The 9,930-nt window shown below is 74.8% G+C and carries 9 protein-coding genes; 5 read left to right on the plus strand and 4 right to left on the minus strand.

Annotation, left to right across the window (positions count from 1 at the left end; all coding sequences use genetic code 11):
* The 5 genes from Q0A33_RS06510 to Q0A33_RS06530 form a co-directional block, all read left to right on the plus strand.
* Positions 1 to 512 (plus strand): DoxX family membrane protein (locus Q0A33_RS06510; protein ID WP_291794624.1); only part of this gene is annotated, 512 nt, incomplete at its 5' end.
* A complete protein-coding gene (aroA, locus tag Q0A33_RS06515) occupies positions 513 to 1,832 on the plus strand; it encodes a 3-phosphoshikimate 1-carboxyvinyltransferase (RefSeq protein ID WP_291794626.1) in 1,320 nt (439 codons plus the stop codon).
* Between the two features lie 12 nt (positions 1,833 to 1,844).
* On the plus strand, positions 1,845 to 2,867 hold the full coding sequence (gene rsgA / locus Q0A33_RS06520) for a ribosome small subunit-dependent GTPase A (RefSeq protein WP_291794628.1): 1,023 nt from the start codon (positions 1,845 to 1,847) through the stop codon (positions 2,865 to 2,867).
* A gap of 88 nt (positions 2,868 to 2,955) precedes the next feature.
* Positions 2,956 to 3,798 (plus strand): histidinol-phosphatase, encoded by an 843-nt coding sequence (hisN, locus tag Q0A33_RS06525; protein WP_291794630.1) that lies wholly within the window; start codon positions 2,956 to 2,958, stop codon positions 3,796 to 3,798.
* Positions 3,795 to 5,015, plus strand: coding sequence for an aminotransferase class I/II-fold pyridoxal phosphate-dependent enzyme (locus Q0A33_RS06530; protein WP_291794632.1), 1,221 nt, complete (start codon positions 3,795 to 3,797; stop codon positions 5,013 to 5,015). Before hisN ends, Q0A33_RS06530 begins: the two co-directional genes overlap by 4 nt.
* A gap of 204 nt (positions 5,016 to 5,219) precedes the next feature.
* On the opposite strand, the gene Q0A33_RS06535 is transcribed toward Q0A33_RS06530, so the two are convergent.
* From Q0A33_RS06535 to Q0A33_RS06550, 4 genes are all read right to left on the minus strand, one after another.
* On the minus strand, positions 5,220 to 5,768 hold the full coding sequence (locus tag Q0A33_RS06535) for a YceI family protein (RefSeq protein ID WP_291794633.1): 549 nt from the start codon (positions 5,766 to 5,768) through the stop codon (positions 5,220 to 5,222).
* Between the two features lie 144 nt (positions 5,769 to 5,912).
* Complete coding sequence (locus tag Q0A33_RS06540) at positions 5,913 to 6,944, minus strand: hypothetical protein (RefSeq protein WP_291794634.1); 1,032 nt, start codon at positions 6,942 to 6,944, stop codon at positions 5,913 to 5,915.
* Positions 6,941 to 8,230, minus strand: a complete 1,290-nt coding sequence (locus Q0A33_RS06545) for a phosphotransferase (RefSeq protein WP_291794635.1) — start codon at positions 8,228 to 8,230, stop codon at positions 6,941 to 6,943. Before Q0A33_RS06545 ends, Q0A33_RS06540 begins: the two co-directional genes overlap by 4 nt.
* Before the next feature lie 58 nt (positions 8,231 to 8,288).
* Positions 8,289 to 9,930: ABC transporter ATP-binding protein (locus Q0A33_RS06550; RefSeq protein WP_291794636.1), on the minus strand; the 1,642-nt coding region annotated here is incomplete at its 5' end.

Raw genomic sequence — 9,930 nt, forward strand, 5'->3', positions numbered from 1 at the left:
AAGGACCCACTGTGAGCCCTGTCCGTCTGCTCGCCCGTCCCCTGCTCGCCGGCGCCTACATCGCCAACGGCATCTCCCGCCTCCGCGCTCCCCGCGGCTCCCAGCGCTCCGCCGAGGCCGTCCTCGCCGCGGCCTCACGCGTGGTGGAGCTGCCGGTGGGTCCGGAGACCCTCGCCCGGTCGGCCGGAGCCGCCCAGGTGGCCGCCGGGGCCCTGCTCGCGATCGGCACGCTCCCCCGTCTCAGCGCGTCCGTCCGCGTGGGCACCGACCACTTCGACGACGTCGGCACAGCCCTCTCCCAGGACGCCGCCGAGTCCAAGGAGGACAAGGCGGCGCGCCGGAGCGACCTCCTCACGCGCACCTCGCTGCTCGGCGGCGCGCTGCTGGCCGCCGTGGACACGGCCGGCCGGCCCGGGCTCGCCTGGCGCGCCCAGCACGCCGCCGAGGACCTGCGCAAGAGCATCGAGAAGACCTCTGCCCGGGCCGTCGACGCCGTGAGCAGCCGCAGCTGAATGGAAAGCTCCGCCTCTCCTCTCCCCGGGCCCTCGCCTGAGCAGTGGGCCGCACCGGCCGCCTCGGGACCCGTGTCCGCAACCGTCCGCGTCCCCGGCTCCAAGTCCCTCACCAACCGCTTCCTCGTCCTCGCCGCGGCGGCGGATGCGGAGTCCGTCGTCCGCAACGCGCTCGTCAGCCGTGACACACAGCTGATGGTGTCCGCGCTGCGGGCGCTGGGCGCGGACATACGCACGGACTCCGAGGGAGCCCTGCGCGTCGCCCCGCTGCCGCTCGGGACGGACGGCACGGCCCCGGCCGAGGCCCGGGTGGACTGCGGCCTGGCCGGCACCGTCATGCGCTTCGTCCCACCCCTGGCCGCCGCCACGGGACGCCGCGTGCGCTTCGACGGCGACGAGCAGGCCTATTCCCGCCCCATGTCGACGATCCTCACCGCCCTGGAATCGCTGGGCGCGGAGGTGTCCGCGGAGAACGGCACCCTGCCCTTCACCGTCGAGGCGCCCGGCGGCATGCGGGGCGGCCACATCGAGATCGACGCCTCCGCGACGAGTCAGTTCGTCTCCGGACTGCTGCTGTCCGGCAGCCTCTTCGACCTCGGCGTCGAGCTCGTGCACACGGGAGCCTCGCTGCCCTCGCGCCCGCACATCGACATGACCCTCGAGGTGCTCGCGGACGCGGGCGTCCACGTCGAGGAGCCCGCGCCCGGCCGCTGGGTCGTGGAGCCGGGCCGGCCTCGGGCCCTCGACGTCACCGTCGAGCCCGATCTCTCCAACGCCGCCGCATTCCTCTCCGCCGCCCTCGTCACCGGCGGGTCCGTCACGGTCCCCCACTGGCCGGCGCACACGCAGCAGGCGGGCGACCGCTTCCGGGAGATCGCGGAGGCGTTCGGCGGCACCTGTGACCTCGACCGCTCCGGACTCACCGTCACCGGTCCGCAGACGCTGGCCCCGGTGGACCTCGACCTCTCCGAGGTGGGCGAGCTCACGCCCGTCACCGCCGCCGTCGCCGCATTCGCCCCCGGCACGAGCGTGCTCCGCGGGATCGGGCACCTCCGCGGCCACGAGACCGACCGCCTCAGCGCACTCGCCGCGGAGCTCACCGGCGCGGGCGCGCAGGTGGTCGAGGGCCCGGACAGCCTCACGATCTCCGGCACCCCCTCCGTCCCGACGCTCTGGCGCACCTATGCCGACCACCGCATGGTGATGGCGGGGGCGATCGTCGCGCTCCGTGTCCCCGGTCTGCGGATCGACGATCCGCAGACCGTCGGCAAGACCCTCGCGGAGTTCCCCGAGCTCTGGACGCGGGCCGTGGACGCCTGAGCGGGTACGGACATGGCACGCATCATCAGGAGCGCGGAGGAGTACCGGCCGCGCCCCAGCAAGCGCGGGAGCAGGCCCCGCACCAAGCGCCGCCCGGACCATGCCGACGCCGTCCCGGGCGTGGTGGTCTCCGTGGACCGCGGACGCCTGCGTGTGGTGCTCGGTCCCTCGTTCGCACAGGCGGACCCCGAGGCCGTCATCGTCTCCTGCGTCCGCGCCGCGCAGGTCCGCCGGCGCTCCATCGTCCCCGGCGACCGGGTGCGGGTCGTCGGCGACGTCAGCGGGGACGAGGGCACGCTGGCGCGCATCGTGGGCCGCGAGGAGCGCAGGACCGTGCTCCGCAGATCCGCCGATGACACGGACCCCACCGAGCGGGTGGTCGTGGCGAACGCGGACACCCTCGTCCTCGTGACGGCGGCGGCCGATCCGGAGCCCTCCTGGGGCTTCCTCGACCGTGCCCTCGTCGCCGCCATCGACGCGGGGATCCGCCCGGTCATCGCCGTGACGAAGACGGACCTCGCCTCCGCCGGAGCGGTGCGGGAGCACTTCGCGGACGTGGGCGCACAGGTGGTGGAGTGCGGCTACGGTGAGGCGGGACGGCCGCGCGTCACTGCCCTGCTGCCGGAGCTCGCCGGACGGGAGGCGGTGCTGCTGGGGCAGTCCGGCGTGGGCAAGTCGACGCTCATCAACGAGCTCGTGCCCGGCGCGGACAGGGCCACCGGCGAGGTGAATGCGGTGACGGGCTCCGGCCGCCACACCTCCTCCTCGGCCTGGGCCCTGCCCCTGCCCGGCGGCGGCTGGGTGATCGACACCCCCGGCATCCGCAGCTTCGGCCTGGCCCACGTGGTCCCGGACTCCGTCGTCGCCGCGTTCGAGGAGCTCGCACCCGCCACCGCGGACTGCCCGCGCGGCTGCACCCACGCGGCCGGGGCACCCGGCTGCGCCCTCGACGCCTGGGTGGAGTCCGGGCGCGCCGGTCCGGCCGGCGCACGCCGCCTCGCCTCCCTGCGCAGACTGCTCGGCAGCCTCGGCTGAGGGCTCGCCCCGCTCACGGCACGGCCCCCGGGGCGTCCGCATGACGGCTCCGGGGCGCAGCGGGCCGGGGTGTGCCTACAGTGGGACCATGGCAGACGACCTCGCACTCGCACTCGCACTCGCCGACGCCGCGGACGCCCTCGCGCTCCCCCGCTTCCGCTCCCACAACTTCTCCGTCGAGTCCAAGCCGGATCTCACCCCCGTGACGGAGGTGGACCGCGCCGTCGAGGAGCTCATCGCCTCGCGGCTGGCCGAGGCCCGGCCGGCCGATGCGCTGCTGGGCGAGGAGTTCGGCGCGCACGGCTCCGCCGAGGGCCGCAGGTGGATCGTCGACCCGATCGACGGGACCAAGAACTTCGTCCGCGGAGTACCCGTCTGGGCCACGCTCATCGCCCTCTACGACGAGGAGACGCCGCTCGTGGGCGTCGTGAGCGCCCCTGCACTCGGCCTCCGGTGGTGGGCACAGGCCGGCGGCGGGGCGCACCGCAGCGTGGCCGGCGGCCCGCCGGAGCGGCTGACGGTGTCCGGTGTGACCTCACCCGCCGATGCCTCGCTCTCCTACTCCTCGCTGAGCGGCTGGGCGGAGCGCGGTCTGCGCGAGCGCTTCCTCGCACTCACGGACGCGGTGTGGAGGACGCGCGCCTACGGCGACTTCTGGTCCTACATGCTGGTCGCGGAAGGGGTCGTGGACCTCGCCTGCGAGCCGGAGCTCGAACTCTACGACATGGCCGCCCTCGTCCCGATCGTGACGGAGGCCGGAGGGGTGTTCACCTCTCTCTCCGGCAGGCCGGGGCCCTTCGGCAGCGACGCCGTGGCGAGCAACGGCGCACTGCACGCATATGCGCTCGACGCGCTGGGGGCGGCACCGGGCGGGACGCCTGTGGCGGACACGCCGGGCGGGCGCCGCACGGGTGAGGAGACGCAGGCATGAGCCCGGCCGGCACGGAACCGCTGTGGCACCGCATGGCTGCCGCCGCGGGCCTCGTCGCCCCCGACGGCACGGTGGAGCAGACCGTCTTCGGGCAGATGACGCAGCTCGCGGCCGCGCACGGCGCGGTGAATCTGGGGCAGGGCGCGCCCGGCGATCCCGCCCCGGGCTTCCTCCTCGAGTCCGCGCACCGGGCGATGCTCGCCGGCCACAACCAGTACTCGCCGCCGCAGGGTCTGCCGGCGCTGCGGGAGGCGGTCGCGGAGCAGCGGCTGCGGGACTGGGGACAGCGCACGGATCCCGCGGACGTGCTCGTGACGACCGGGGCCACGGAGGCCCTCACCGCCGCGCTCGTGGCGCTGGCACCGGCCGGGTCCGAGGTCGTGGTGCTGGAGCCGTACTACGACTCCTACGCCGCTGCGGCGGCACTGAGCGGCGCGCGGATCCGCCCGGTGGGTCTGCGTCAGACCCCCACGGGACCGGCCGTGGACTTCGAGGCCCTCACGGCCGCAGTGGGCCCGCAGACCTCGGTCGTCCTGCTCAACACCCCGCACAACCCCACCGGCCTCGTCCTGGACGAGGAGGATCTTCGCCGGATCTGGGAGATCGTCGAACCCAGCGGCGCGCGGGTGCTGACCGACGAGGTCTACGAGCACCTCGTGTTCGACGCCCGCCACACTGCACTCGCGGCGCTGGTGGACGATCCACGGATCGTCACGGTCTCCTCGGCGGGGAAGGCCTTCAACGCCACCGGCTGGAAGGTGGGCTGGCTCATCGGCGCGCCCGCCGTCGTGCAGGCGGTGCAGTCCGTCAAGCAGTTCCTCACGTTCGTCTCCGGCGCCCCGCTGCAGCCGGCCGTCGCGGCGGCGCTCCGTGAGCATCCGGAGTTCCTGCGGGAGAACGCACAGGCGCTGGCCGCACGCCGCGACGTCCTCCTCGACGCCCTGCGCGAGGTGCCCGGCGTGCACGTGGACTCACCCGCCTCCGGATACTTCGCGCTCGCGGACTTCGCGGAGGTCACCGACGAGGACGCCGCGGCGCTCAACGCCCGTCTCACACGGGAGGCGGGGGTGACGGGGATCCCCGCGCCTGCCCTCTGCGCCGCGGGCTCCCCCACGGCCGGCCGGCTGCGTTCCGTGATCCGCTATTCGTTCTGCAAGAGCGCGGCGGACGTGGACCTCGCGGCGGAGCGGATCCGGGAGTTCGCCCGCAGCCTCTGAGTTCGCCCGCAGCCGCTGAGCCCCTCCGCACACCCGGCAGAGAACCGCGCACGTGCGGGGCCGAGGCCGGACGGGCATCGCGCGCGGAGCACCTTGGGCGCGGACAGCCGGGGCAGGAGGCACAGAGCGCTGCGGGCGGTGGGGACATCCCCACCGCCCGCAGCGCTCAGGCACGCGTCGTCATGCCGGACGCACGCACTCGCCTCAGGCGCGCACCGCCTCGATCTCGATGTTCACCGCGATCTTGTCGGACACGAGGAGCTCTCCGCCCTTGAGCACGGCGTCGAAGCTCATGCCGAAGTCCTTGCGGTTCACCGTGCCGGTCGCGGAGAAGCCCGCCACCATGTTGCCGCCCGGATCCTCGGCCGCGCCGTTGAACTCGGCGTGGAACACGACCTCACGCTCCACCCCGCGGATGGTGAGGACGCCGCGCAGGTCGAACTCGGGTCCGTCGACGTTCTCCACCGCGGTGGAGGCGAAGGTGATCTCCGGGTACTCGTCCGCGAGGAGGAAGTCCCCCGTGCGCAGGTGGCCGTCGCGCTGTTCGTTCCCGGTCGTGATCGAGGCGGCCTCCGCCGTCGCGGAGACCGTCGAGTCCTCGAGGGTCTCACCCACCTCGACGGCACCGCCGATGACGGTGAAGAGGCCGCGGACCTTGGAGACGCCGGCGTGGCGTGCGACGAAGGCGAACTCGGAGTGGGTGGCGTCCACGTTCCAGGTGCCGGCGGTGAGTCCTGCGGGAAGTGCGGTCATGGCTGCTCCTCATGTAGTTCAATGTTCAACAACAACGCCCACATTAGTTGAAGTTTTAACTAGCGGCAAGAGGGTGCCCGGATTTTCACTGTGACAGCTGTCACTGCATGGGGGAAGACCGTGCGCTCCCTCTTCACGGAGCATTCACCGAGCGGCGACGAGGGCCTGCCGCAGCCGGGCCGCTTCCTCGTGCCACGCGGGCCTGAAGGCGTAGACGCATCCGAGGCGCAGCAGCGCCGCCCGCTCGTAGAGATGCGTCGCCGCGGGCGGCACGCCCTCCCGCGCCCCGGCCTCCCGCAGCCGCGTGAGCACCGTCGCGGCGCGCTCGGCGGTCCACACACCCTGCCGCGCGCGCCACAGCGCATGGGCACGCAGGTTGCCGAGGTCGAGGGCCGGGTCCGCGAGGCAGGCGGTGTCCGCGTCCAGCAGTCCGGGCCCGGCAGCGGCGTCCCACAGCAGCTGCTTGTCGTGCAGGTCCCTGTGGGACGGCCTCCGGACGCGGTCGCGGACCGCCGGGGCGCAGAGGTCCGCGGCCGCCTCCTCGACCGCGGCGGCGTATCCGGTGCGCTCGGCGCCCATGAGGGGTGCCGCGCGTTCACACCATGTGCGGAGGACTTCCGCCTCCGCGGCGGAATCGTGGACCGCTCCCCACCGCACCGCCCCGCGCTCCGGACCGGAGACCGCCCGCGCCCACGCCGCTGCGGTCTCCGCCCAGGCCCGGTCCCACTCCGCCGCGCTGAACGCCGCGCAGTCGTGGAGGCTCGTGCCTGCGAGTGCCGCGAACGTCACCGTCGTCTCATCGTGGTCGAGGACCTTCGGCATGCGGAACCACCGGGCGAAGGACGCGGCGCGCTCGATGCCCGCGAGGATCCCCGCGGTCCGTCCCGGCCGGACGATCTTCACGAAGCGACCGTTGTCTGCGCTGCGCACCACCGCCCGCTTCCCCGGCCGGTGCGAGACGACGGTCCCCTCCGCCGCCGCGGCCGTGAGTGCCGGGAGACGGGGGTCGCACCCCTCCTCCAGCAGGACGATGCCGTCCGCTCCGAGGCGGCCCGCCCGCACCCGGCCGTCCGGAGAGGTCGCCTCGAGGACGATGTGCCCGTCCCCCTCGGGCCAGGCCCGGCGCACGGTCCACCGGACTCCCCCGTGCTCGCATTCCGCCGGCGGGAGCCTCACAGCCCGCTCACCTCCTCGGCCTCGCGCAGTCGACGCTCCAGCTGGGACTGCCAGTCCGGTGCCAGCCGCCGCAGGGGGTCCAGCGCTCCGAGGACGAGCGCGTGGGCCTCCCACACGGCGGCACCGGCGAGGGCGGTCCGCAGGAGACGGCCCTCGTCGCTGCCGGAGGCCCGGGCCTCGGCGACCTCCCGGTAGCCGTCCGTGAACGCTGCGGCGAGCCGGGGCAGACCCGCGCCGCGACAGGCAGCCAGCCAGCTCCCCACGTCGCGGGCCGCCTGCCCCGCCCCGGCGCGGTCGAGGTCGATGAGGCGGATCTCCCCCGCGGCGTCGACCAGCACCTGGTCCGGCGAGAGGTCTCCGTGCAGCAGCACCCGCGGGCCGCCGTCGTCCAGGCGGGGCCCGAGGCGGTCCGCCAGACGACGCGCGCGGGAGCCGAGCGCGGGAGCCGCCGCGGCGACGGCACGGGCGGCGGGTCCCAGTCCGGACCGGAGGACACGCACCCCGGTCCGCGGGAGCGCCGGTGCCCCGGACCCGGGGCGGAGGCCGCGCAGCGAACGGCGATGGACCGCCGCCACGGCACGCCCCGCACTCCGTGCGGCGGCCTCCTCCGGGTGCGCCCGCAGATCTCCGGCGCCCCACCAGGGCGAGACCACCGTGCCCGCCCCGTCCGGACCGCGGACCCGTCCGCGCACCTCCGCCGGCAGGACAGGAGCGCCCAGGCGCGCCCAGAGCCGCGTCGCTTCCGCGAGGGCTCCGCTGCCGCCGGCCGCCGTCCGCAGCACGCGCGCCCCGGAGGAGTCCTCGGCCCGGAGCACCAGGCGCCTGCGGGGGTTGAAGCGCAGCACCTCCCACCGCGTGCCCGGCACCGCCTCCGCCCGCACCCGTGACAGCTGCGAGACGAGGGACGGATCGGCCCAGACCGGTCCGGAGAGCAGGTGCGGTCCCCCGCCGCCCGCCGCTGTGTGCTCGACGAGCGGGACACCCGCGCGGCGGGCACGGCGCACCGCGTTGTCGCGCTTGTCGCTGTCGGCGAAGATGCCCGTCCAGCCGTGGCCGCCGGTCCAGCTCCGGGCGCCCTCACCGTCCGGTTCCTCCCAGGCGACGACGAGGCTGCGACCGGGCTTCATCCGCAGGTACCGCGGCGCGGCCCGCACCCCCAGCAGCGACGACAGCCGAGTGGGATCGAGCACCTCGTCTGCGCGCGGCACCGCGGCCATCTCCGCGATGCGCCGCAGCCCGGCAGTGCGGTCCACGGCACCGGTGGCGTCCCCGTGCGCCGGCCTCATGCGCGCGCCTCCCACCGGTGCTTCCGGGGCGCTCGGGTCCGCGCTGCCAGGCGCGCCCTCATGCGCGGGCCTCCCTCGTCTGCGCCGCGGCCCAGTGGGCCACGCGCCCGCCCGGCCGGCCGAACAGCTCCGCCGGGGCGCCGTCCTCCACGATCCTGCCGTCCTCCAGCCACAGCAGGCGGTCCAGCCCGCGGAGCATGCCGAGGTCGTGCGTGATCGCCAGCGTCGTCCTCCCCCGGGTGAGCTCCTCGACCGAGGCCGCGACGCGTGCGCGGGCGAGCGGGTCGAGCCCCGTGGTCGCCTCGTCGAGGACCACCACGGGAGCGTCGCGGACGAGGGCGCGGGCGATGGCGATCCGCTGCCGCTGGCCGCCGGAGAGCGTGTCGCCGCGCGGACCGAGGAGCGTGTCGTAGCCCTGGGGCAGGGCTGCGACGAACTCGTGCGCCCCCGCACGGCGCGCCGCGTGCTCCACCTCCGCGTCCGTGGCGTCGAGCCGGCCGAACCGGATGTTGTCACGGACGGTGCCCGCGAAGAGCACGGACTCCTGCAGGAGGATCGACACGTGCGCGCGCAGGCTCGCGCGCGTCACCCTGCGGGTGTCGTAGCCGTCCACCAGCACGTTCCCCGCATCCGGGTCCGCGAGGCGGAGGAGATAGCCCACCAGCGTGGACTTGCCCGCGCCGGACGGACCCAGCAGACCCACCCGCTGGCCGCTCGGGATGTGCAGGCTGAGCCCGGAGAACAGCTCTCTGCCGTGACCGTCCCGTGCGCAGACGCGGTCGAAGACGAGGTCGCCGTCCACGTGGCCCATCTCCAGCGGCGGGGTGGGGTCGCAGATCTCCACCGGCTCCTCGAGCAGGTCGGCGATCCGCTCCCCGGAGGCGCTCGCCCGGGCGATCCGGCCGGTGTACTTCGCCATGTCCCGCAGCGGCTTCATCGCGAGCTTGAGGTACATGAGGAAGAGCACCATGTCGCCCGGCGTCATCTCCCCGCGCAGCACCTGCCAGCCCCCTATGCCCAGGACCGCCGCGGTCGCCGCTCCCACGAGGAGGTCCGTGGACCTCTCGAGCCCTGCGGCCAGCCGCCGTGCCCGGACCCCGGCACGGAGGGCACGTTCGTTCCCTCCGGCGAAGTCCGCGGCGACGGTCTGCTCCAGCCCGTAGGCCTGCACGACACGGATGGCGCCCAGGGCCTCGGCGGCAGAGCTCACCAGCTGCCCCTCTCCCCTGCGCGTGGCACGGGACGCGTCGGTGATCCGCGGCGCGGAGTAGTGGGAGAGGAGCAGGTAGCAGCAGCCGGCCGCGAGGACCACCGCGGAGAGCAGCGGGTCCAGCACGATGACGACCCCCAGCAGCACCACCAGGGTGAGCACATTGCCCACGAGCGGGAGTCCCGCCGTCACCGCCACCTCCTGCAGGCGTCCGACGTCGCCCACGAGCCGCTGCGAGGTGTCCCCCACGGAAGCGCGCGAGTGGTAGCGCAGGGACAGCGACTGGACGTGGTCGAAGACCCGCGAGCGCAGCTCCGTGGCCACGCGTGAGCCCACGAGGGCGAAGGCCACCGTCGAGGCGTAGTTGCAGGCCGCGCGGCCCCCGGCGAGGAGTGCGAGGAGGAGCGCCCAGGTCACGAGCACGGTGACGGTGTCCTGGTCGCCTCCGGTGCGCCCTGCCACCTCGGCCCCCAGCGCGGCGGTGACGGCG

Origin of the sequence: Brevibacterium sp. (genome assembly GCF_022712115.1) — a bacterium.
Lineage (GTDB): Bacteria > Actinomycetota > Actinomycetes > Actinomycetales > Brevibacteriaceae > Brevibacterium > Brevibacterium salitolerans.